This window comes from Burkholderia sp. ZZQ-2, assembly GCF_050768715.1.
In the GTDB taxonomy this organism is placed as follows: Bacteria; Pseudomonadota; Gammaproteobacteria; order Burkholderiales; family Burkholderiaceae; genus Burkholderia; species Burkholderia cepacia.
In genome coordinates this window covers 1-23,763 of sequence record NZ_LDVA01000118.1, presented here as the reverse complement: position 1 = coordinate 23,763, position 23,763 = coordinate 1, and the positions used below count along the sequence as shown (strand labels likewise).

Annotated in this window: 19 protein-coding genes; 8 read left to right on the top strand and 11 right to left on the bottom strand. The window is 66.8% G+C overall.

The features are described from left to right. The 4 genes from ABY44_RS07230 to gbpA form a co-directional block, all read right to left on the bottom strand. Window positions 1-621, bottom strand: a 621-nt coding sequence (locus tag ABY44_RS07230) for a type II secretion system F family protein (protein ID WP_431641044.1), incomplete at its 3' end; no start/stop codon positions are given. 2 nt (window positions 622-623) lie between these two features. After that, window positions 624-1,133: a lytic transglycosylase domain-containing protein gene (locus ABY44_RS07225; RefSeq protein WP_027790297.1), complete on the bottom strand. Its 510-nt coding sequence runs from the start codon at window positions 1,131-1,133 to the stop codon at window positions 624-626. Further along, window positions 1,108-1,548, bottom strand: a complete 441-nt coding sequence (gene gspG, locus ABY44_RS07220) for a type II secretion system major pseudopilin GspG (RefSeq protein ID WP_027790298.1) — start codon at window positions 1,546-1,548, stop codon at window positions 1,108-1,110. The genes ABY44_RS07225 and gspG overlap by 26 nt, the downstream gene beginning before the upstream one ends. 270 nt (window positions 1,549-1,818) lie before the next feature. Continuing rightward, window positions 1,819-3,279: an N-acetylglucosamine-binding protein GbpA gene (gene gbpA, locus ABY44_RS07215; protein WP_060174040.1), complete on the bottom strand. Its 1,461-nt coding sequence runs from the start codon at window positions 3,277-3,279 to the stop codon at window positions 1,819-1,821. Between the two features lie 292 nt (window positions 3,280-3,571). On the opposite strand from gbpA, the gene ABY44_RS07210 reads away from it, so the two are divergent. Continuing rightward, window positions 3,572-6,547, top strand: a complete 2,976-nt coding sequence (locus tag ABY44_RS07210; protein ID WP_431641043.1) for a glycosyl hydrolase family 18 protein — start codon at window positions 3,572-3,574, stop codon at window positions 6,545-6,547. A gap of 139 nt (window positions 6,548-6,686) precedes the next feature. Here the strand turns inward: ABY44_RS07210 and ABY44_RS07205 are convergent, their stop codons facing one another. Continuing rightward, complete coding sequence (locus tag ABY44_RS07205; RefSeq protein WP_431641042.1) at window positions 6,687-8,999, bottom strand: ATP-binding protein; 2,313 nt, start codon at window positions 8,997-8,999, stop codon at window positions 6,687-6,689. A gap of 292 nt (window positions 9,000-9,291) precedes the next feature. Here ABY44_RS07205 and ABY44_RS07200 point away from each other — a divergent pair, with 292 nt between their 5' ends. From ABY44_RS07200 to ABY44_RS07190, 3 genes are all read left to right on the top strand, one after another. Next, window positions 9,292-11,538, top strand: coding sequence for a carbohydrate-binding protein (locus tag ABY44_RS07200; RefSeq protein ID WP_081072786.1), 2,247 nt, complete (start codon window positions 9,292-9,294; stop codon window positions 11,536-11,538). Between the two features lie 388 nt (window positions 11,539-11,926). Further along, entirely contained in the window at window positions 11,927-14,005 is a 2,079-nt protein-coding gene (locus ABY44_RS07195) for a carbon starvation CstA family protein (RefSeq protein WP_431641041.1), read from the top strand. Between the two features lie 12 nt (window positions 14,006-14,017). Then, on the top strand, window positions 14,018-14,224 hold the full coding sequence (locus ABY44_RS07190) for a YbdD/YjiX family protein (protein ID WP_060174036.1): 207 nt from the start codon (window positions 14,018-14,020) through the stop codon (window positions 14,222-14,224). 116 nt (window positions 14,225-14,340) lie between these two features. On the opposite strand, the gene ABY44_RS07185 is transcribed toward ABY44_RS07190, so the two are convergent. After that, window positions 14,341-15,552, bottom strand: coding sequence for an MFS transporter (locus tag ABY44_RS07185; RefSeq protein ID WP_330996599.1), 1,212 nt, complete (start codon window positions 15,550-15,552; stop codon window positions 14,341-14,343). 78 nt (window positions 15,553-15,630) lie between these two features. Between ABY44_RS07185 and ABY44_RS07180 the strand changes: the two genes are divergently transcribed. Continuing rightward, window positions 15,631-16,017, top strand: a complete 387-nt coding sequence (locus tag ABY44_RS07180) for an ArsR/SmtB family transcription factor (protein ID WP_088611426.1) — start codon at window positions 15,631-15,633, stop codon at window positions 16,015-16,017. Between the two features lie 202 nt (window positions 16,018-16,219). After that, window positions 16,220-16,840, top strand: coding sequence for a PAQR family membrane homeostasis protein TrhA (gene trhA / locus ABY44_RS07175; RefSeq protein WP_021158676.1), 621 nt, complete (start codon window positions 16,220-16,222; stop codon window positions 16,838-16,840). A gap of 192 nt (window positions 16,841-17,032) precedes the next feature. Here trhA and ABY44_RS07170 read toward each other — a convergent pair whose 3' ends face one another. The 3 genes from ABY44_RS07170 to ABY44_RS07160 all read right to left on the bottom strand — a co-directional run bounded on the left by ABY44_RS07170 (window position 17,033) and on the right by ABY44_RS07160 (window position 19,354). Beyond that, entirely contained in the window at window positions 17,033-18,445 is a 1,413-nt protein-coding gene (locus tag ABY44_RS07170; RefSeq protein WP_431641040.1) for an MFS transporter, read from the bottom strand. Further along, the gene (locus ABY44_RS07165; RefSeq protein WP_059708785.1) at window positions 18,442-18,873 is read right to left on the bottom strand and encodes a nuclear transport factor 2 family protein; all 432 of its coding nucleotides are present in this window, start codon (window positions 18,871-18,873) and stop codon (window positions 18,442-18,444) included. The genes ABY44_RS07170 and ABY44_RS07165 overlap by 4 nt, the downstream gene beginning before the upstream one ends. 127 nt (window positions 18,874-19,000) lie before the next feature. Then, window positions 19,001-19,354 carry a DOPA 4,5-dioxygenase family protein gene (locus ABY44_RS07160; protein ID WP_060067921.1) on the bottom strand — a complete coding sequence of 118 codons (354 nt, stop codon included), beginning with the start codon at window positions 19,352-19,354 and terminating at the stop codon, window positions 19,001-19,003. A gap of 501 nt (window positions 19,355-19,855) precedes the next feature. Here ABY44_RS07160 and ABY44_RS07155 point away from each other — a divergent pair. Next, window positions 19,856-20,233 (top strand): hypothetical protein, encoded by a 378-nt coding sequence (locus tag ABY44_RS07155; RefSeq protein WP_027790307.1) that lies wholly within the window; start codon window positions 19,856-19,858, stop codon window positions 20,231-20,233. Window positions 20,234-20,456: 223 nt separating this feature from the next. Continuing rightward, entirely contained in the window at window positions 20,457-20,945 is a 489-nt protein-coding gene (locus tag ABY44_RS07150; RefSeq protein WP_042974196.1) for a hypothetical protein, read from the top strand. Between the two features lie 236 nt (window positions 20,946-21,181). On the opposite strand, the gene hpnH is transcribed toward ABY44_RS07150, so the two are convergent. Further along, on the bottom strand, window positions 21,182-22,342 hold the full coding sequence (gene hpnH, locus ABY44_RS07145; RefSeq protein WP_021158681.1) for an adenosyl-hopene transferase HpnH: 1,161 nt from the start codon (window positions 22,340-22,342) through the stop codon (window positions 21,182-21,184). Window positions 22,343-22,354: 12 nt separating this feature from the next. Then, window positions 22,355-23,296, bottom strand: a complete 942-nt coding sequence (gene ispH / locus ABY44_RS07140; RefSeq protein WP_027790309.1) for a 4-hydroxy-3-methylbut-2-enyl diphosphate reductase — start codon at window positions 23,294-23,296, stop codon at window positions 22,355-22,357. Between the last annotated feature and the right edge of the window lie 467 nt (window positions 23,297-23,763).

The following is a 23,763-nucleotide window of genomic DNA, read 5'->3' as shown; positions in this document are numbered from 1 at the left end:
CGCCCACCAGAGCATCACCTGCGCGGTCGGCGGCAGCGTGGTCAGCGACTCGAACACCACCGCGAAACGCGGAATCACGAAAAAGGCCATGAACAGCAGGATCGCGATGCCGACGCCGATCACGACCGCCGGATAAATCAGCGCGCCGGTGACCCGCTTGCGGATCTGCTCGATCCGCACTTCGTATTGCTGGTAGCGCTTCAGTACGGCGGGCAACTGGCCGCTGTCTTCCGACGACGCGATCGTCGCGACGAGCAGCCCCGGAAAGACGTCGGGCTGTCGCGCAAGCGCCGCGGATAACGGCTGCCCCTGATACATCACCGACAGGATCCGGTCGATCACCTGCTTCGACGCCTTGCCGGCATCGTTCTTGTCGCGCAGCGCCTCGAGCGCTTCGATCAGCACGAGGCCCGCATCGAGCAGCGTCGACAGTTCCTGGAGGAACAGCGCGAGCGCAAATTTCGGTGCGCGCTTGCGTCTGGCGAGGCGTGCGCGGCGAATGTCGAGCGCGACACCGCCTTGCGCCGCGATCCGGGCCCGCACGTCCGCTTCGCTCGCTGCTTCGATCGTCTGCAGGGCGACCTTGCCGTCGGCAAGCACCCGAACCTGAAACGATTGCATGGCTACCTCCGCCATTCGTCGAGCAACGCCGAGCTGGCGACGCGATTGCTGGTCAGCGTCTGGTACTCGCGCCAGACCTTGGTCGCATACGATTTGCGCACCGGTTCGCGCTTCGCCGACGATCCGGCGTTGTAGGCGCCGACGGCATTCCATGTGTAGCCGTGCCGTTCGATGAAGCCGGCGAGAATCGACGCGCCGGTGTCGATCGACGTACAGGGCTCGTTGATCAGGCGCCCGTGCGTGACGCCTGTCTTGATCAATCGCGGCAGGTGCGAGCTGTTGATCTGCATCAGCCCGATGTCGTAGGTGCCGTTGCGGTTGTAATTGATCGCGCGAGGATTCAGCGACGATTCCACTTTCGCGATCGCGACGAGCAGGAGCGGATCGATGCCGTGCCGCTCGCCTGCCTGGGTAAAGCAATCCTTGGCTGCGGCGCCGGACGCGCAGACGGCGATCGCCGCCGCGACGGTCCAGCGACGCAGGCCCTTACATGCCGTAGACGAGGTCCGCATCGTTGCCGCTCCCTCCGACACGACCGTCCCGACCGAGCGACACGATCTCCGCCTCGCCGTCGCGGCCCGGCACGTTCCACTGATAGGCCCGGCCCCAGCCGTCCTTCGGCACGGCCTTCGCGAGATAGGGGCCGTTCCACCCGTCGGTGTTCTGCGGCTGCTTGACCAGCGCATCGAGCCCTTCGTCGGCGCTCGGATAGCGGCCCGTGTCGAGCCTGAACTGCGTGACCGCGTCGCCGAGCGTCTTCATCTGCGATTCGGTCGAGCGGACCTTCGCCTTGTCGACCTGCGAAAAGAGTTTCGGGCCGACATAACCTGCCAGCAGCGCGATGATCAGCAGCACCACCAGCAATTCGAGCAAGGTGAAGCCACGCTGGCCTCGCTTCTTCGTCCATTTCGGATAGTTCGATTTCACGTTGTATGCCCTCGGTTTAAGTTCCGACGCGATTCGCGGGTCGGAGTGTCGTCGTATTGCGGACGACTGATGAATGGCGCGCTGTGGGGAAGGGGGCTTGTTCGGGCCCGAGCGCCGTTTGATAACGTCATTTTGCAAACGCGATGCAGGCGCCGCAATTTTCATGAAGGATGTCTCAACAAACTTCGAAACACGCCGCGCATGCACCCGTCGAGGACGGGCGAGCCGCACGCCGTTGGCGCGCGGCTCGCGGGATTCATGCGGGAATCCTTACTTGCTGCATGCGCCGAGATCCTTCCAGACCTTGCCGGTGTGATCGGCGCCGGTCGTCGCGGGCGAGCCCGGCACGTCGTTCTGGGTCCACCAGCGCGCCTCGTAGGTGCGGCCGTTGTGCTGCACCTTCGCGCCGCCCGTATAGGCCGTGCCCTGCTTCCACGCGGCCTGGCACTGCGCGCCTTCGCCGCCGCCCGTGCCGCCGGTCAGCTTGAACGTGACGGTTTCCTGCTTCAGCGTGCCGCCTTCGATCTGCGACGTCGCCACGGCCGTGTGCGCGCCGGCCTTCGCATTCGCGATGTCGACGCTCAGGTCGCCCTGCATCCGCATCGTTGCCGACTTCGAGCCGACCAGCGAATTGGCCGCGTCGTACACCTTCATCGTGACGCTGGTGTCCTTCGCGTGATTGAACTTCAGGAAGAACTTCGCGGTGGCCTTGCCGTTCTCGATCTTGAATTCCGGGTTGCTCGTGACGCTGAAACCTTCGTCGATGCCCGATTCCGGCTTCTTCTCGACCGTCGTCTCCGTGCGCACGATGCCGCTGCCGCTCTTGGCGAACACGTTGTTCGCGCCCAGCCCCGGCTCGATGCGCCCGTCGCGCTCGATGCCTGCCAGCAGGCTGGCCGACTGCACGCGGTTGATTTCCTTCGCGAGCAGCATCGGCCACATGTTGCGTTCGCCCTGTTCGGCCGTGCCGATCGTGACGGTCGTCTTCATCGACGGTACTTCGCCGCCCGACTTGAACACGCGGTTCATGACCTTGTCGCCGGCCTTCAGGTCGACGGTCGGCGCGATGGTGCCGACGGACGACCAGCTCGGCTTGCCCGGGTCGGTCGGGCCGCCGTCCGCCTTGATGTTGAGGTCGGCCACGTTGTAGAACATGCCGGCCGTGTCGCCGACGTGCCACGTGCTCAGCATCACGTGATGGCCGGTGCGGTCCGACGGAATCGTGCAGTTGTGCGGCCCGATCGCGTCGGCCTTCTGCATGCCGCCGTCGACCGTGCAGAACGGCGTCAGGTCGAACTGGTCGCGCGTCAGCGGCAGGTTCGGGTTCCAGCCCTGCTTCGTCAGGTAGTACTTGAAGTTCTTCGTCACGTGCGGCGCTGTGAACGTCCACTTGAACTGCTGCGCGCCCGGCTTGATGTCGTTGGTTTTCCAGCGGTCGACGGATTGCTCGTTCAGTTCGCTGAACTGCACGACGCCGCCGCTTGCGAACTGTCCGTCGGGCGCACCGGCCTGAGGGAAGCCCTGCTTGCCTTCGACGCTTTGCGGTTCCCATGTGACCGAGCCGCAGTTGAAGTTTTGCGCCGGGCCCTGCTTCGAGCTGCACATCAGGTTGCGCGACGGCGGATCGGAGAGGTAGCCGTGCGCGAACGCATGTTGCGCGAAGAACATGGATGCGCATGCGACCAGCGGCGAAAGTTTGAAGAGCGTTCGGCTCGCGGTGTGTTTGTTCATGGTGTGTAGGAGATGGATCGTATCTGTCGGTACTGCTTTCGAAAGAGCGGTTGATCGAAGCCGGCACGGTGCCCGGCGTTTGCGCGTCGTGCATCGGGTGGGATGCGACACGGGTTGCAGTTTCCGCGAGCGCGGCGGGGGCGGGAATCTTCCTGAACGATTCATCAAGAATCCGGCTTCCGGTTTCCGAAAAGCCGGCATTTCTTGAGACATCCTTGAGATTGATTGGCGCGGGGCGGCGGGGAAAAAACAATGCGACGGTCGATTCAGACACTCTTTCAATTTCTCAAGGATGACGATCAAATTGCGCCTGAATAAACTCAACCTCAATCCGTCGCGTATCGGCGTTGCATCCGGCCGCACCCAGACGCTTGCATTCGCGACGATCGCCACGGCCAGCGCGCTGTGTTTCGCGAACGCTGCGTTCGCCGCTCCCGGCAAGCCCAGTCTCAAGCAATACGAAATCACGTCGAAGCCGCACGGTTTCGTCGAGATCGATCTGCAGAGAGCGGGCAGCGCGCCCTACAAGGACCTCGTCAAGCTCAACAAGAAGGTCGACGTGCCGCTGCCGTTCGACATCTGGAGCAACGGAACGGCCGTGAAGGCGGTCGCGGTAGTCGACGGCGCGGTCGATGCCACGTCGGAACTCAAGCTGACGCCTGGCGGCACCCAGAGCGGCACCGTCATCGCCAACGTCAAGACGCCGGGCGTGAAGAAGATGCAGGTCCGGGTGATCGACGCGAACGGCGCGTCGACGGACAGCGCGCCGATCGACGTGGTCGTGTTCGACACGATTCCGGAACTGGCCGATACGCTGCCCGACAACGCGAGCAAGGCGCACAAGCGTTTCAAGAACACGTCCGGCTCGGTGGTCGGCACCTACATCGCGACGTGGTCGGTCTACGACCGCAAGTTCAACGTCGACAACGTGCCGGTCGAGAACCTCACGCACATGCTGTACGGCTTCGTGCCGATCTGCGGTGGCGAGAACATCAACACGTCGCTCGCGCGCGACGTGCCGAATTCGTTCCGCGCACTGCAGCAGACGTGCGCGGGGCTGCCCGACTTCAGCGTGGCGATCCACGATACGTGGGGCGAAATCGGCATGACGCTGCCCGGCCAGACCGCGAACTCGAAGCTCAAGGGCGTGCTTGGCCAGATGATGGCCGCGAAGAAACGCAATCCGGACCTCAAGATCCTGCCGTCGATCGGCGGCTGGACGCTGTCCGATCCGTTCTTCCAGCTGCACGACCCGGCCAAGCGCAAGGTGTTCGTCGATTCGACCGAGCAGTTGCTGCGCACCTGGAAGTTCTTCGACGGCGTCGACATCGACTGGGAATTCCCGGGCGGCAAGGGCGCGAACGGCGCGATCGGCAATCCGCAGACGGACGGCGCGCTGTATGTGACGCTGATGAAGGAACTGCGGCAGATGCTCGACCGCGTGTCGGCGGACACAGGCAAGACCTACGAGCTGACGTCGGCGATCGGCGCGGGCAAGGACAAGATCGACGTGGTGAACTACAAGGAAGCCACGAAGTACATGGACTACATCTTCGACATGACGTACGACTACTACGGTGCGTTCAGCCTGACGGAGCTGGGTCACCAGACGGCACTGCACGCGCCCGCGTGGCGACCGGATACCAAGTACACGACCGACAATTCGATCAAGGCGCTGCTTGCTCAGGGCGTCGATCCGAAGAAGCTCCCCGTCGGCGCGGCGGCATACGCCCGCGGCTGGACCGGCGTATCGGGCTACACCGACGGCAATCCGTTCACCGGCACCGCGAAGGGGCCGCACAAGGGGCAGTGGGAAGCCGGCATTCTCGACTACAAGAAGCTCAAGGCGGAGATGATCGGCCCGAACAACGCGGGCATCAACGGCTACGAGTACCACTACGATCAGACGGCCGAGGCACCGTACGTGTTCAACAAGAGCACGGGCGAACTCCTCACGTTCGACGATCCGCGCTCGGTGAACGCCAAGGGCGACTACGTGCGCAAGCAGCAGCTGGGCGGCATGTTCTCGTGGGAAATCGACGCGGACAACGGCGACATCCTGAACGCGATGCACGAAGGTCTCGGCCACGGCGACGGCGGAAGCGGCGCGGAGAATCGTCCGCCGATCGCGAACGCGGGGGCGGCCATGACGGTCACCGGGCCGCAGACGGTGACGCTCGACGCGTCGAAGTCGCGCGATCCCGACGGCGACAAGCTGACCTTCAAGTGGGAACAGATCGGCGGCGATCCGCTGAAGATCGGCAGTCCGGACAGTGCGAAGGCGACGGTCGACGTGCCGGCGGTCAAGCAGGACACCCGCTACACGTTCCGCGTGACGGTGACCGACCCGGCCGGGCTGAAGAGTGCCGCGCAGGTCGTCGTGACCGCGCAGGCCGAAGCGTCGGTCGAGCCGCCGCCGGCCGAAAACCGTCCGCCGGTCGCGCGACTCAGCGGCCCGGCGCAGGCGGAAGGCGGTCAGGCCGTGGCCCTGTCGGCCGAGAAATCGACCGATCCGGACGGCGACAAACTGACGTTCCAGTGGACGGCTCCGTCCGGCATCGACGTGCAGCCTTCCGGCGCGACGCTGCGCTTCACCGCGCCGAAGCTTGCGAAGGACCAGTCGTTCACGTTCTCGGTCAAGGTCGGCGACGGCAAGCTGTCGTCCACCGCTCAGCACACGGTACTCGTGAAGGCGACGGAGACGGGCGGCGGCAATGGGGGCGGCGGCAACGGTGGTGGCGGCAACGGCGGCGGTGGCGAAGGCGGCCAGTACCCGGCCTACAAGGCCGGGACGCAGTACAAGGCCGGCGACGTCGTGTCGAACCTGGGCAAGCTGTACCAGTGCAAGCCGTTCCCGTACAGCGGCTGGTGCTCGGGTGCGCCGGCGGCCTACGAACCGGGCAAGGGCTTCGCGTGGAGCGATGCGTGGACGATCTTCGGCAACGGTGAAGGCGGCGGCAACGGTGGCAATGGCGGCAACGGCGGCAACGGCGGCAACGGCGGCAACGGCGGCAACGGTGGCAACGGTGGCAACGGCGGCAACGGCGGCAACGGTGGCAACGGCGGCAACGGTGGCAACGGCGGCGGCGACCATCCGCAGTACAAGGAAGGCACCAAGTACGGCGCCGGCGACATCGTGTCGAACAACGGCAAGCTGTACCGTTGCAAGCCGTTCCCGTACACCAACTGGTGCTCGATGGCTGCCTGGGCCTACGAGCCCGGCAAGGGCACCGCGTGGGATCAGGCCTGGGAGGAACACAAGGACTGACGCCCGCTCCCCGGTTACGCCGGCCCGCGCTGCATGCCCGGGCCGGCGTCGAACCCGTATCCTCGAACCGGCATCGACCGATGCCGGCCCGGCCCTCGCCTCGTGCGAGGGTTTTTTGTTTCCGGCGGCCGCCGGGCCGCTATGCGGCGTCGTCCGTGCCCGCGCGGGTCATCGGCAAGTGCACGGTGAAGCGGTTGCCTTGCCGTGGCGCGGACGTCACGTCGATCGATCCGCCATGGCGCTCGACGACCGTCTTGACGAACGGCAGCCCGAGCCCGACGCCGCCGCTTGCATCGCGATACGTGCCGTCCACCTGGAAGAACGGCTCGAACAGCCGCGGCATCGCCTCGGCCGGGATGCCGATGCCGTTGTCCGCCACGGCGATGGAGACGTGGCGCTCGTCGGAGGTGATCCATACGTCGACGACCGTGCCTTCGTCCGAATACTTGATGGCGTTGTCGAGCAGGTTGGTCAGCGCGCGGAGCAGCATGTCGCGATTGCCGAGCACGAACGCTTCGTCGCCGTCTTCATGCGGACCGTCGACGCGAATCCGCTTCGCGCCCGCACTGTGCCAGACCTGATCGACCGCTTCCATCGCCAGGTCGCTCGCGGACACCGGTATGTAGGCGCCCTGGTCGAGATGCTCCGCGCGCGAGAGCTGGGTGAAATCCTGCGCGACGCGCAGGCTGTAGTCGACGAGCTTGTGCAGGTCCGCGAGGAAATCGGGATCGGTCGAACCGTCGGCGGCGCTGTGCTGCTCGAGCAGCGACAGCACGGTCGAGAGCGGATTGCGAAGATCGTGCGCCATGTGGCGCAGTGTCATGCGGTCGCTTTCGACCGCCGCCGTGATGTTGTGGATGTCGACGAGGCAGATCATGCTGGCCGTGGAGCGATGACGATCGCCGTCGCCGAACGGCGTCACCATCATCATGTGCGTGCGCGCGTTCAGCGTGAGTTCGGCCGAGTGGATCCGCCCGGTTTTCTTCGCGGCGAGGATGTTGTCGTAGGCGATGCCGATCACCTGCCGGGCGGCCGCATCGCTGTCGACGTCGATCGATTTCAGCATCGCGTTGCCGCGTTCGTTGCACATCAGCAGGCTGCCGTCCTGTTCGACGAAGATGGGATAAGGCAGCGTATGGATCACGTCGACGTAGGTCGACTGCCATTCGCGGATGCGCGACATCGCCTGCGCGACGTCGTCGTCCGTCGGCGCCGCATCGTCGGCGTCGCCCGTTTGCGCAAGGCCCGCGAACGTGTGCCGGCCCGCCAGCCCGCGCAACCCGCGGTATTCCTTCATCAGCGCGGCGCGCAGGCTGCCTGCGCGCCGCCAGCCGCAGACGGCGAAGATCGTCACGCACACGGCAAGCGACGGCCCGACCGGTGTCCAGTATGCGCCGTACACGAGCAGCGCCGTTTCGCCGGCGACGTAGGCAGCCAGCCACGCCAGCGCGAATCCGTACATGCGTCGGCCCGGCACGAGCAAGCAGATCAGCAGCATGCCGATCGCGACCGCCATGCTGACGACCAGCTGGATCCCGGCCGGCACGCGCCGCATCAGGTGCCCGTCGAGCAACGCTTCGGTGGCGAGCGCATCGACCTCGACGCGCTTCACCCTTCCGCCGCTTCTCGTCGACAGATAGAACACGCCCGTCATCTCGGACATCCCGTCGCCGATGAACACGATGCGGTCGCGCCATGCCGACGCGGGCACGCGGCCCTTCAGCACGTCGACGAACGAGTAGCTCGCGAGGTCGAAGCGCAACGGAAGGCCCAGCAGGATCGTGCCGTCTTCGACTCTTCCCATCCGGGTGACATGCGGCTGCACGTGGCGACGCACGTCGCTGTCCGGCAGCGGCACGTTGGCGACGCGGATCGCCTGCAGGCCGACATGAGGAATTTCGTCGCCGCTGCTGCTTTTGACGTAGGGCACGATGCCCTGCACCAGATGGTCGCTGCCCAGCACGATGCTGCGCTGGCCGATCGCCGCGGCCGCTTCCCGCAGCGACCGCGCCGGCAGGATCACGGTATCGGCCCTGTCGTGAACCGGCGACATCTGGGCGGGCAAGACCACGCGGCCGTGCCTCGCGATCGCGGCCGCCAGCACCCCGTCGTCCTGCGCCGGCGAGATCATCGTCATGTCGAGGACGACGCTCGATGCGCCGGCGACGCGATCCAGCACCCCCGCATAGGCCGTGCGCGTGTAGCTCCCGCTGCCGCCCAGTTCGGCGAGCGTCTTCTTGTCGACCATGATCACCGCGACCTTGTCGCGCGGCCCGCGATCGATGCCGGATGAAACGGCGTGCCAGTAGAGTCGATCCACGGGCGAGAGAAGCGTCTCGACGGCGGCGGTGCAGCTCAGTGCCGCAAGCGCGGCGACGCCGGTCAGCAGCAGCCATGTGGACGGGCGTGCCGACGCTGCGATTCCCGGAACCTGGCGGAGCCTGTCGAGCATAGGGCGGCGTTTCCTCGAACAAGATGTTGTTGGATGTCGACCGGGATGCTGCAGCGCCGGGCGCCCCGGGCAAACGATGCTTGCCGGTTCGCGCCATGCGGGTTTTCCCGTCGGGAGAGTCTAGCGTTGTTTGCGCCGTTCGGGAGCAGGCGGCGGGGCGAAATCGCTCCGGAACGAAACCGGCGGCGCCGGGCGGCGCGTTGAGAATGGGTTGAGGATGTTTGAGCGGGGAGCGGGGCGTCGCAACAATGCGGATTCCTTTCCATTCGCGCCGTTTGCGCCTTGCCATGCCATGATCGTGAAGAACCTTAGCCATGCCTTCGCACTGACCGCGCTGTCCGCGGCCGTCGCGGCCATCCTGGCACCGTCCGGCGCATCCGCCGCTCCCGCGTACGCGCCGATCAAGCACTACCAGGACGGTGTCGAGCAATGCCTCGCGTGGCAGCCGGGCAACGCCGATCCCGTCGTCGCGGCCTGCGACGGCGCCGCCGCGCAGGACTGGGCGTTCGTGCCGGGCGCGGGGTATTACCAGATCCGCAATGCCGGGGCCACGCAGGCGCGCGGCCAGGACATGTGCCTGCGCACCCGGGCCGGCAATACCGGCATGGGCGGCGTGTCGATCGACGCGTGCGCCGGCGGCGACGCGAAGATGTCCCAGTGGCGCTTCGAGACGGGGCCGGCCGGCCGTCTTGGCATGCTGAACGCGCACCGGATCTCGACGGGGCGGGACGAAGTGCTCGCGATCCGGGCCGGGACCCAGGGCGTCGCGATGCAGTTCGCCCGCGGCGAGGCATCGGCGGCGTGGGTGTCGGCGGCGACGTTTGCGCCGCCGCAGCGCCCGCTGGTGGGCAACAGGACGGCGCTGGTATTGACCGCGCACTTCAGCAACGCCGCGGCGAACGATCCCGGGATCATCCGCAAGGCCGTGTTCGGCGACGGCGACGACTATTCGTCGCTGCGCCGCTATATCGAAGTGGCGTCCCACGGCAAGGCCACGCTGGGCGGGACCGTGCTCGGCGACGTCGACCTGGGCGCCCGCCCGGCGACCTGCAGCTCGGGTGCGTTGCTCGACTCGGCCCGCAAGGCCGCGCTGGCGCAGGGCACCGATCCGGCGCGATTCGACTACCTGCTCGTCGATTTCTCGAAGCTCGGCAGCTGCGGCTGGGCGGGGCTGGCGGCGCAGCCGGGCAACTGGATCCTGTCGAACGGCAATGGCCACGGATACTGGATGTGGACACACGAATTCGGTCATTCGCTCGGCGCGTCCCACCCCGATTCGCTGATCGACTGCCCGACCGTCGGCGGCACGGTGCAGGTGGGTGCCGCGTGCCGCACGGGCAAGGTCGACGATCCGTCCGACACCGTCGGCGGCGGCGGCCGTCGCCTTTATCCCGGCAGCTACCAGTTGTTCTCCGGCTGGCTCGATCAAGCCCAGGTGCCGGAAATTCGCGAGTCCGGGACCTACAGGCTGATGCCGCTGTTCGGCGACCAGGCGGGTGCGAAAGGCTATCGCATCGCGCGCAGCGACGGCACGCAGCTGTGGCTCGAATTCCGGCAGCCGCTGCGCGGTTTCGACGACTGGAAGGCGGACGATCCGTTCGTCAACGGCGTGATCGTGAGGACTGTCCGGTACCAGGGCAGCTCGCTGAAGAATACGCTGGTGGATACGACGCCCGGCAGCGCCGGCGGCATGAAGGATGCCCCGCTGATGCCGGGTCACGCGCTGCACGACACGCTGTCCGGCAAGATCGTCACGGTGAACTCGGTCGGGCCGGACGGCGCCGTGGTCACCGTGAAGAACGATGGCGTGCTGCTGCCGGAGGCCGCCATCACGGGGCCCGCGCAAGCCGATGCGAACACAACGGTCACGTTGTCCGGCGACGCATCGGTCGGCGATCGCCTGCGATACCGATGGAGCGCGCCGGCCGGCGTCGCGCTGGAGCAGAACGGCAGCCGTGCGAGCGTGGTCGTCCCGCCGGCCGACCGGGATCGCGAGTACGCGTTCGGGCTGACCGTGATCAACGGCAACGGGTATGCGGCCGGCACGACGCACGTGCTCAAGGTGAAGGCGCAGGAGGCGATTGCGCCGCCGGGCGCGTCGATCGCCGGCCCGACACGGGCCGTGTGCGGCGAACGCGTCACGTTGTCGAGCGCGCAATCGACCGGGAAGGGCCTGTCGTACGCGTGGACGAGCCCGCCCGGCGTGCAGCTCAGCCAGCAGGGGGCGACGGCGAGTTTCGTCGCGCCGAAGGCCGGGAGCGAGCGCGGATATGACTTCCGCGTGACGGTGACCGATGCGCTGAACCGCCAGTCCGTGGCCACGCACCGTGTGACGGTCCAGGCCGATGCCGGCGAGGCGGTCGAGTCATGGGATCCGAAGCGGACCTACGCCGCCCCTTGCCAGAAGGTCGCTTACGCCGGCAAGCGCTGGATGAACGGCTGGTGGGTGCTGGGCGACGTGCCCGGCCAGGGCGGCGAATGGGGCCCGTGGCGCGAATTCGGGGTGGCCAACATGCATGCGCAGTGCAAGGTCAAATGATCGAGGGCGCGCGCCGGACGGGCAGCGAAGCACCCGTCCGGCTGCCGCGCGTGCGATGGCCGGAATTCCGGCATCGGCACGGTGGTGCGCCTGCTCGCGGCCCCGTTGCGCACGGCGAGGTGCCGGTTTCCTCGCTCCTGGGCAGCAAACCGGGCGCAGCGATCAATGCCTGCCGGAGTCTCACGCACGGTTCGGCCGGAACGCAGTTCTACGTAATTCTACGTAGCTCCGCGTACGTAGTTAACCGCTTGTAAGCCTCCCCGGTCACACGGAATACTACGGCCCATCGCCGCGGCCTTTGCGAGACCGCGGCACGACGCATCGACGTCACGCGGGTTCGGCGCCTCGCCGCATCCACTCAAAAACACATTGGAGACCAGGAGACGCCATGAATCGGGCTTCCAGTACCCTGCTCTGGATTGCGGTCGCGCTGCTCGGCGCGTTCGCGTTCGGCACGATCGCGCTCGCACACGGCGAGCGCGTCAGTGCCCTCTGGATCGTGATCGCCGCAGTCTGCGTGTATCTGATCGCGTATCGCTTCTACAGCCGTTTCATCGCCAGCAAGGTCATGCAGCTCGACGGGCTGCGGATGACGCCGGCCGTCAAGTACAACGACGGCCTCGACTACGTGCCGACCAACAAGTACGTGCTGTTCGGCCATCACTTCGCCGCGATCGCCGGCGCCGGCCCGCTCGTCGGGCCCGTGCTCGCCGCGCAGATGGGCTACACGCCCGGCATGCTGTGGATCCTGGCCGGCGTCGTGTTCGCCGGCGCGGTGCAGGACTTCATCGTGCTGTTCATCTCGACGCGACGCGACGGCCGTTCGCTCGGCGACCTCGTCAAGATGGAGCTCGGCACGGTGCCCGGCGTGATCGCGCTGTTCGGCGCGTTCCTGATCATGGTGATCATCCTCGCGGTGCTCGCGCTGATCGTCGTGAAGGCGCTGACCAATTCGCCGTGGGGCACGTTCACCGTCGCCGCGACGATTCCGATCGCGCTGTTCATGGGCGTCTACACGCGCTACATCCGTCCGGGCCGCATCGGCGAAGTGTCGATCATCGGCTTCGTGCTGCTGATGGCGTCGATCGCGTTCGGCCAGCACGTGCACGATTCGCCGACGCTCGCCGCGTGGTTCACGTTCACCGGCACGCAGCTCACGTGGATCCTGATCGGCTACGGCTTCGTCGCATCGGTGCTGCCGGTGTGGCTGCTGCTCGCGCCGCGCGACTACCTGTCGACGTTCCTGAAGATCGGCACGATCCTCGGCCTCGCGATCGGCATCCTCGTCGTCGCGCCGGAACTGAAGATGCCCGCGCTGACGAAGTTCGTCGACGGCACGGGCCCGGTGTGGTCGGGCAACCTGTTCCCGTTCCTGTTCATCACGATCGCGTGCGGCGCCGTGTCGGGCTTCCATGCGCTGATCTCGTCGGGCACGACGCCGAAGCTGATCGACAACGAAACCAACGCGCGCTTCATCGGTTACGGCGCGATGCTGATGGAATCGTTCGTCGCGATCATGGCGCTGGTTGCCGCGTGCGTGATCGAGCCGGGCATCTACTTCGCGATGAACGCACCGGCGGCCGTGCTCGGCTCGACGCCGGAAGCGGTGGCCAACACGGTCACGCAGTGGGGCTTCGTGCTGACGCCGGACATGCTGACGCAGACCGCGAAGGCCGTCGGCGAAGCGACGATCATCGCGCGCGCGGGCGGCGCGCCGACGCTGGCCGTCGGCATGGCGCACATCCTGCACCAGGTGATCGGCGGCGAAGCGATGATGGCGTTCTGGTATCACTTCGCGATCCTGTTCGAGGCGCTGTTCATCCTGACGGCCGTCGACGCCGGCACGCGTGCGGGCCGCTTCATGCTGCAGGACCTGCTCGGCACGTTCCACCCGGCGCTCAAGCGCACCGAGTCGCTGCCCGCGAACCTGGTCGCCACCGCGCTGTGCGTGGCCGCGTGGGGCTACTTCCTGTACCAGGGCGTGGTCGATCCGCTCGGCGGCATCAACACGCTTTGGCCGCTGTTCGGCATCTCGAACCAGATGCTGGCCGCGATCGCGCTGGTGCTCGGCACCGTCGTGCTGTTCAAGATGAAGCGCGAGCGCTATGCGTGGGTGACGATCGTGCCGACCGCGTGGCTGCTGATCTGCACGCTGACCGCCGGCTGGCAGAAGATTTTCGACGCGAACCCGAAGGTCAGCTTCCTCGCGCACGCCGCGAAGCTGCAGGCCGCGGTGGACGAAGGCAAGGTGCTCGCGCCGGCGAAGTCGATCGCGCAGATGAAGCGGATCATCTTCAACGACTACATCGACGCGGCGCTGGCCGGGCTGTTCATCTTCGTCGTCGTGGCGATCGCGGTGTACGGCGTGCTCGCCGTGCTGCGCGCGCGCCGCGAGTCGAAGCCGACCGTGCGCGAGACGCCGTACGAAGCGATGCCGGCCGCGCAGGCGCTCGGCAGCGGACGTTAAGGGGAGGCCGCGATGTTCAGCGATCTTGGCAGCGACCTGCGCAGCGCGGGGCGTTACCTCGGGCAGGCGTTGCGGCTGATGGTCGGCCTGCCCGACTACGACACCTACGTCGCGCACATCCGCGAGACCCATCCGGACCGCGAGCCGATGACGTACGAGGAATTCTTCCGCGAGCGTCAGAATGCGCGGTACGGGTCGGGAGCAGGGAAGTGCTGTTGAGCGGTTGAAACGGCAGGAAAGAACGAAAAGGCGTCATGGCGTGAGAGCCATGACGCCTTTTTTCATGCCGACGCAAGGCGACCGGCTCGTGCAACGCATATCGTCGCGTGCGGCCGTCAGTCGTCGTGACGGAGCGCAAGCACCGCGGCGGCCCCCGCGGCGAGCGCGATCAGCGTCAAGGCGACGGCGAAACCGGTCGCGCCTGCCGTGAAGCCGACGCGATCGATCGCGTACCCGGTCATCACGGGCATCAGCCCCGCCGGGAGGTAGCCGCCGATGTTCATGACGGCGTTCGCCTCGGCGCGCCGCGCATCCGGTACGTGCAGGCCGATCAGCGTCAGGCCGCCGAGCTGCCCGAGGCCTTGTCCCGCGCCCGCGAAGAGCGCCGCCGCGACGAGGACAGCGGCCGACGACGCATGCACGGCGATGCACAGCATCACCATCGACAGCATGGTGGCGACCGTGCCGGCAACGAACGTCGTACGGATCGATCCGCGCCGTGCGACGAACTGGACGCCGGTAGCGGCGATGAACATCGCGCAGGCCATTCCGCCCGCGAGCAGCGGGCTGCGCACGTGAAGCAGGCGTGCCAGCAACGACGGACCCAACGCAAGCACGAAGGAGGTCGCGGTGATGCCCGGCCCGAACACGGCGACACCGCTGGCGACATGGCGCCGGTTGTGAACCGGCACGGACGGCAGACGTAGCGGCGGCGCGCCGCCTGGCGCCTGCGCGGGCCGGTTGCGCGGCAACCGCAGGGCGACGGCCGACGCGCTCAGCAGGATCACGAACTCGACGCCGAAGACGAGGGCGACCGGGTGCGCGGCGGTTTGCGCGGCAATCCCGGCGAGCAACGGCCCGAGCCCCGCGCCGAGCACCATGGCGACCGACGCGAGCAGCGCGGCCTTGCGCCGCTCGGTGCCCGCGAGATCGATCACCGACGCCATGCCTGCCGACACGATCACGCCGACCGCGATGCCCGTCAGCAAGCGGGCGACCGCGAGCATGGCGACGGACGACGCGGTCGCGAACAACACGCACGCGATCAGCGCCGCGGCGAGGCCGGGCAGCAGGACCGGCTTGCGCCCGTAACGGTCCGAAAGCTGGCCGGCGACGAGCAGCGTACCCAGCAGGCCGGCGATGTAGAGCGCGAAGATGACGGTCAGCGTGCCGGACGAGAAACCGAGTGCGCGCTGCCACGAAACGTACAGCGGCGTCGGCGAGTTGGACAGCATGAACACGGCGGTGACCATCCAGGCGGCGTGTGCCATGCGGGGCACGGAACGCGAGCCCGCGGGTCGCGATTGGGGGACGGCGGTGTCGGACATGAACGCACTCCTTGTACGAGTTTTTTCGAACTATAGCTTAGTTCGAAAAAACTCGTACAGGGTGATATGCTTGCCGACATGAAACGCACCCACCCTGAACGGGCGGCCGGCCTCGCGCCGGCACCTGCGGATTTGCCCGATCCGCTGCCGGAGCCGGACGTCGCCGAGCTGCGGCTCGAAACCATTCTTGGCGCGCTGGCCGATCCGTTGCGACTGACGATCGTGCGGAAACTGATGCTGGAATCCGAGGCTTACGACCATCCTTGCGGCTGGTTCGGCTTCGATCGCCCGAAATCGTCGCTCACCCATCACTTCAAGGCGTTGCGCGACGCGGGCGTGCTGCGCCAGCGTCAATACGGGCTCGAGCGGCGCAGCCGCGTGCGTACGGAAGATCTCGATCTGCGCTTTCCCGGCCTGCTGAAGCTCGTGGCCGAGTGGGCGCCGCCGGCAGACAGCGACGGTTGACGGCTGGTGAGGGTGGATGGTGGATGAGCCGCCCGGCGGGGCGCGCCGGTTCGCCGAGCGGCGGCGAGCGTGACGCACCGGGCGCGCTGCGCCGCGGAGCCGTCCGTGTGCCGGGTTTGATCTGCCTGCAACCCGGCTTCGTTTCCCGGCCGGTATCATGTGAACCATTCACCCCGATGAACCCGCACAGGAGGAGCCCGTCGTGCATGCCGGTGAGCGTTTCAACAGCATTACCCATCTCGTCGGCGCGGTGCTATCGGTGGCAGGGCTGGTAACACTGGTGACGATGGGCGCGCTCGAAGGCGACGCCTACAAGGTGGTGAGCTTCAGCGTGTACGGCGCGATGCTCTGCGTGCTTTACGCGATCTCGACGCTGTACCACAGCGTGCGTAGCCCGCGCCTGAAAGCCATCCTGCAGAAGTGCGACCACTCGGCGATCTACCTGCTGATCGCCGGCAGCTATACGCCGTTCACGCTGGTCACGCTGCGCGGCCCGTGGGGCTGGTCGCTGTTCGGCGTGAGCTGGGGGCTGGCCGTGTTCGGGATCGTGCAGGAACTGACGCTCGGGCGGCGCACGCGCATGCTGTCGATGATCCTGTACGTGGCGATGGGCTGGCTCGCGCTCGTCGCGGTACGTCCGCTGATTCACGCGCTGCCGCCGGTCGGCACCGCGTGGCTCGTGGCCGGCGGCCTGATCTACAGCGCGGGTATCTACTTCTTCATCAACGACGAACGCATCCGCCACGGGCACGGCATCTGGCATCTGTTCGTGCTGGCCGGCAGCCTGTGCCAGTTCGTCAGTGTCGCGATGTACGTTGCGTGAGCGGAAGGCGGTGCCAGCCGCCGCCGGCCCGGCGTCGACCGCTCGCTGATCGACGATCGCACCGGCACGCGAGGCCGTCGTGTTCGCAACGCGGATGTCGACGTATCGCGATGAATCCGGGGGCGTGCCCAGGAAGATCCGCCGGCGCGCGGCGCTGTTCGTCGTGACACGCTGTCGCATCGGGCGAATGAACTACTCGCCTTCCGCGACACGAATCCCGGCCGTGTGAGCGCCGACTTTCGGCGCTTTGCCTGTGCTTGTCGCGATCCACCATATCGGCATGGCAGACGCGGATATCGCCGCGGCGGCCAGCAACGCCACCCGCATCGCCACCTGAAACGGCTGCACGGTCGCGACGCACGCGCCGAAGATCGCGACACCGAGCGCCGACCCGCTCTGCCGCGCCGCGTTCAGCGCGGCCGCCGCCACGCCCGCGCGGCGGCGGTCGACTGTCCCGAGCGCCGGCGACGTCGCGGCTGGCGAGACGAATCCCGATGCAAAGCCGATCGCGAGCATCGGTGCGACGGCGAGCCATGCCGGTGTCGCCGCACCGATGCCCGTCATGCCGAGCGCGCCGGCCGCGTAGAGCGCGAACGCGGCGCACATCGAACCGCGCGCACCGAAGCGTGCCACGAGCCTGCCCGAGCACAGTCCGCCGAGCGCGACCATCGCCGTCATCGGCAGGAACGCGAGCCCGGTGTCGAGCGGGCTCGCGCCGCGGATCTGCCGATAGAACAGGCTGAGGACGAACAGCAAGCCGTAGAACACGAACGCCGATGCCATCGACACGAACGTCGATCCGGCGAACAGCCGGTTGCGGAAGAACGCGAGCGGCAGCATCGGTTCGCGGCGCCGCGCTTCGATCGCGATGAACGCGATCCACGCGACGGCGCTCGTCGCCGCGCCGCCGACGATCGGCGCCGAGCGCCAGCCGAGCGACGGGCCTTCGATCAGCGTGCCGATCAGCGTGGCGATCGCGACGATGGCCGCGGCCTGGCCGCCCCAGTCGAAATGTCGCGACGCGTCGCCGGCGGCGCGCGTGACCGTGCGGGCGAGCCAGATGCCGGCAAGCCCGAGCGGCAGGTTCACGAAGAAGAGGCTGCGCCACCCGGACAGGTGGATCAGCAGGCCGCCGATCAGCGGGCCCGACGCCATCGCGATGCCTCCGCAGCCCATCCACAGGCTGATTGCCGATGCGCGCGCGGCCGGCTCGGGGAACGCGCGGTTGAGCAGCGCGAGCGAGCAGGGCACCAGCATCGCGCTGCCGACGCCTTGCAGCGCGCGGGCGATCGCGAGCGCCGGGAGGCTCGGCGCGATGCCGCATAGCGCGGATGCGGCGACGAAGATCGCGAGCCCCGCGACATAGACGGTGCGATCGCCCAGTCGGTCGCCGAGCGTGCCGCCCGTCATCAGCAGGCTCGCGAACGCGAGCGTGTACGCATTCACGATCCACTGCAGGCCGGCTATGCGGCTGCCGAACGTGTGGGCGATATCGGTGAGCGCGACGTTGACGATGGACGCGTCGAGCAGCACGAGCGTGTAGCTCACGCAGGTCGCGGCGAGCACGCGGCGGGCCGCGGCCCGGTTCGGCGCGGCGGCCGTCATGCGTGGTCGGGCGCCGGCGCGGCGGCCCGCAGCGCGAGAAAGCCGACCCATCCCCAGTACACGCGATGATGCGCGATCAGCCCGTCGCGCAGGTCCATCACTTCGACGAGATCCACCTGGTCGCCTTCCGGCGTCGCGCGCGGATATTCCCACGTGAGCTGGCGGCCGTTCGAGAAGAACAGCCCGGTGCGGTACCAGCGCCCGAGCCGGTTGCCCGGATTGCGCAGGCCGGCCGCGAAGAACGCGCCGATCGCGGCCTTGCCGTGCAGCACGCCTGAGCCGTGATCGGGCAGCGTGACGACGATCAGCGGCGTTTCGAGCACCGCGTCGTCGGTATACAGCGCCATCAGCGCATCGACGTCGCGTGCGACGACGGCCGCGTGCCAGCCTTCGTAAATGTGCCGGGCATCGGCATCGGGGTGTGTCATGGCGGGTTCCGGAAGTGTCGATAACGGAACCCACTGTATGAGCGCGCCGTCGCGGGACGTTTCACGTCGACCCGAAACGTGGATGCCGCTGCGGCGAAGGCGGCGCTTTCCTGCTGTTTTTCGGCCGTTATCCGGCCAGCGCGTCGAGATTCAGCACGTACGACTTCCCGATCCACACTGCGCAGTCGCGATGGTCGCGCAGTTCGTCGCCCGTATTCGGATGCAGGAAGATATCCAGCGCGCCGTGGTTCAGCACGAGCCACGGCACGATTTCGTCGAAGCGCGCGGTGTCGAACGCGATCTGGTACGACCACGCCGGGTGCGGGCCGACGAGGCGTTCGTGAAAGCGGCCGAGTTCGATGATCGCGCCGAACCGTTCGTCGACGACCTGGCGAAACGCCCACGCGGCGTCGCGGCTGGCCGCATCGAAATAGACGTGCGCATGCCAACTGTGGATGGCGGTGGTGTCGAGGGCAGCCATGGAAGGACTCGATAAAAATGGGAATGCATGAGGTGCCGTGCGAAACGGCCGATGCGCGATTATCGCGCGTCCTTGCTGCGCACGTCGTGTCGCCATCCGGCAATCCGGATGCGATGCTTGTCCTGAATCACGAGAACCGTTTGATCCGGCAAGGCCGCGGTTCGAGATATCCGCGGGTATCCGCACGCGCGATATCACGCCGGAAGCCTTGCCGGAAGGTGCGCCCGCTGCGATCGCATCGGCAACACGTCATTTCGGAAATTGAAAAAGCGCTGTATGCACGGCTTCGGATCGTCTGAACAAATGCGATCAGGGCATTGAATGAAATAAAGAAATTCCGATTGAGAGGGATTCGCGCATGACGTGGTTCGCGCACCGAATTCCGAAGCCGAAAATATCAATTGCGGAATCGGCTATTCAAGCGGCATGCAGCGCGACATACGATGCTTTCAACGCATCGTCGAACATGATCGATGCGGGGACAACCATCTGGAGGCCACTATGCGATCCCTCGTTCCCGTTGCTGTACTTTCCTGCGCACTCGTTGCGCTGCCCGCCGTCAGCTTTGCGCAGTCGGCCGTTTCCGATGGGGCATCGAATGCCTCGTTGTCGAGCTGGTCGGCGGCGCGTGCCGAAACCAACGCGCAACTGATGCAGATGACGCGCGCAGGCTATCGCGCGACGTCGGCCGGCAACCAGAACTATCCGCTCGCGATGCAGCGTGCGCTCGAACGTGTCCGCAATCCGGTGCCGGACCGGTCGCGCGAAGAGCGGGCCGAGATGGAGGCGCGCGCCGCACGCGACGCGCAGGGCGGCCATCCGGTCAAGGCGTTCTTCGTGAAGACCGCGTACTACCTGAAGGGCGAGAACACGTTCTGATGCAGGAGACGAGCATGGCTTGCCCGATCCGATTTGCGTGCGTCGTGCGCGCGCCGGCGCTGCGCCGGCTGCCGGCCGCGCGAGCGTCGCAGCGGCGGGACGATGCGCGCGGCGCGCGACGTCGTACGAAACACCGCCGCCTTGCGCACCGTGATGCCGTTGCGTGCCGTACCGCATGGCCGGCCGTCGCGGCGAGCGATGCGCCCGCAAGCGGGAGCCCGTCATGAAGGGCTCCCGGAAGCACCGCCGCCACGTGCCGCTGACCCGCGAGTGGTTGCTGCCGCTGCCGCCGGTGCATGCACGCGACATCTCGCTGAAATGCCACATGGCGCTCGTCGCGCTGCGTGGCGGGCATGGCAACGAGGCGCTGCTGATGCGGTTGCGCACGAGCGTCTACCTGGTGTTCCTGGCGCTCGACGATGCGGTGTGCGCGGATGCCGACATCGACCTGTGCGTCGACGCCGAGCGTGCGCTCGACGCGGGCGTGGCACGCGCGGCGCAAGGCGGCGCATGGACGTTGCACGACGACGAATGCGCGGTGCTCGAGCATGTGCTCGCGGCGAACGACACGTGCGTCACGACGCTCACGCGGCGTCGGCTGGCCGAGCTGTGGGAGCACGTCTGCGCGTTCGCGTCGAGCGGCCAGCCGGCGCTCGTCGCGGGCGCGGCGGAGAAGATCCGCATGCACGCGGCCGAATCGCTGGCCGCGTAGCGTCGCACCGGTTTTGCCGGGAGTCTGGAGGAGACAGGGCCGGCCGCACCGGCACGGCCGCCGTCAATCGCCGAAGCAGCGATTGCACGGCTGTCGCGGCCTGTCGTGGCCATACGGTGACGGCGGAACGCGACTCGACACCTCGGCCCAAAACAAAAGCGCCACGGAGCAGGCTCCGTGGCGCTTCTTTTTTTCCCGCCGGCGCGAAGGGAAAGCCCCCGCGTGGCGAAACGCGCTTAGGCGGCGGCTGCCGGCTTCGCCGGCTTCTGCAGCTTGCCCTTGCCGGCGCGCTGGATTTCCTCGAGCTTGATCTCGACGTGGCGCGAGAACACGTACTCGGCCGGACGCTGCTTGTCGATCGGAATGTCCGGTGCGAACGGGCCGTCGGTCTTGATGCCCTTGCGGCTCACGGCGAACGCCTTCAGCGGATGCGCCATCGTGTCCATCACGGCGGTCGCCTCGAAGCCGCAGTGGACCATGCAGTCCGCGCACTTCTCGTAGTTGCCGACGCCGTAGTTGTCCCAGTTCGTGTCTTCCATCAGTTCCTTGAAGGTCTTCACGTAACCTTCGCCGACCAGGTAGCACGGCTTCTGCCAGCCGAACACCGTACGCGCCGGGTTGCCCCACGGCGTGCACTTGTACGTCTGGTTGCCGGCCAGGAAGTCGAGGAACAGCGACGACTGGCTGAACGACCAGCGCTTGCCGCCTTCGCCGCGCTTCAGGATCTCGCGGAACAGGTTCTTCGTCTTGTCGCGGTTCAGGAAGTGCTGCTGATCCGGTGCGCGCTCATACGCGTAGCCCGGCGACACGGTGATGCCGTCGACGCCGATCGGCTTGAGCGTATCGAAGAACTTCGCGACGCGCTCGGGGATCGCATCGTTGAACAGCGTGCAGTTGATGTTCACGCGGAAGCCGCGGCGCTTCGCTTCCTTGATCGCCGCGACCGCCTTGTCGTACACGCCTTCCTGCGACACCGAGTGGTCGTGCATCTGCGCGTCGCCGTCGAGGTGGACCGACCAGACGAAGTACGGGCTCGGCTGGTAGTCGTCCATCTTCTTTTCCATCAGCAGCGCGTTCGTGCAGAGGTAGACGAACTTCTTGCGCTTCATGATGCCGCGGACGATTTCCGGCATTTCCTTGTGCAGCAGCGGCTCGCCGCCGGCGATCGACACGATGGGTGCGCCGCACTCGTCGACCGCTTCCAGGCATTCCTGGACGGACAGGCGCTGGTTCAGGATGGGATCCGGGTAATCGATCTTGCCGCAGCCGTTGCAAGCGAGGTTGCAGCGGAACAGCGGCTCGAGCATCAGCGCGAGCGGATAGCGTTTGTTGCCGGACAGGTGTTGGCGCGTGATGTACGCGCCGACGCGGACTTGCTGGAGCAGCGGAATAGACAAGAGATGTCCTCCTTAAACTTCGCGGGCGACAGCTTGCGTGAGCTTCGCCGGCAACTTGAATTCGACTTTTTCTTCACGGCCCGCCATCGTCGTGACGTCGACGGGGCCCAGCGCGCGCAACGCGCCGATTACATCTTCGACCATTTCCTCGGGCGCGGACGCCCCGGCGGTCAGGCCGACGGTCGTCGCATTCGCGAACCATTCGGCCTTGACTTCCGAACCGTCGGCGACGAGGTAGCTCGGCACACCGCTTTCGGTGCCGATCTCGCGCAGGCGGTTCGAGTTCGAGCTGTTCGTCGCACCGACCACGAGCAGTACGTCGACCTGTTCGCTCAGTTCGCGCACGGCAGCCTGGCGATTCTGCGTGGCATAGCAGATGTCGCGCGTGTCCGGGCCGACGATGTCGGTGAACCGGCGCTGCAGCGCTTCGATGATGCCGCGCGTATCGTCGACCGACAGCGTGGTCTGCGTGATGTACGCGACCGGCGTGTCGACGGGCAGCGTCAGCGTATCGACTTCCGCTTCGCTTTGCACGAGGATCACCTCTGCCGGAATCTGGCCGATCGTACCCTCGACTTCCGGGTGGCCCGCATGGCCGATCAGGATCAGCCGGCGGCCCGCCGCGACGTACTGGCGGCCTTGCACGTGCACTTTCGTGACGAGCGGGCAGGTGGCGTCGAGCACGTCGAGCCCGCGCGTTTCCGCATCGCGCTCGACCGTCTGGGCGACACCGTGCGCGCTGAAGATCGCGACAGCGCCGTGGGGCACCTCGTCGAGCTCCTCAACGAATCGCGCCCCTTTATTACGCAGGTTTTCGACGACATGCCGGTTATGCACGATCTCATGACGCACATAGACCGGCGCACCGTGCTGTTGCAGCGCGCGATCGACGATCTCGATCGCACGGACAACTCCCGCACAAAAGCCGCGGGGCTGGGCAAGGATGACTCGCATAAGTGAGCGAACTCCGACGACAGACGCCGGGGTTCGAGGAGCTGGCACTCGCTCGCTCGCCCCGGCTTGATGTTATGAAGGCAGGAACGAACCGGCCGGCCAGGCCCCGGAACCCCGAATTAATCGCGCATTTTAACTCTATCGGGCCGTCCTTGCTTTGGTGCTGTGTCTGCCATGTTGCATTTGCGGGAGAGCCGCGTCGGCGCTGGCGCGTGCGGAACCCAGTAAACTATGCGGTTTCGCGGGCAGCCGCTCCGGCTGCCCGGCGTCGCGCTCATTTCAAGGCCATTCGATGACCGTCGATTCTTACGCGTATTACCCGGCCGCCCGTGCCGTTTCGGGCGTTTTGTTCCCGACCCCCATTGATTTTGCCGAACCCGGCGCCCGGCAGGAGGCGCGCCGATGATGCTGGTTCTCGCTTTCCTGGTGTCCGGGCTGTCGCTGATCATCTGGATCGTGCTGCTCGT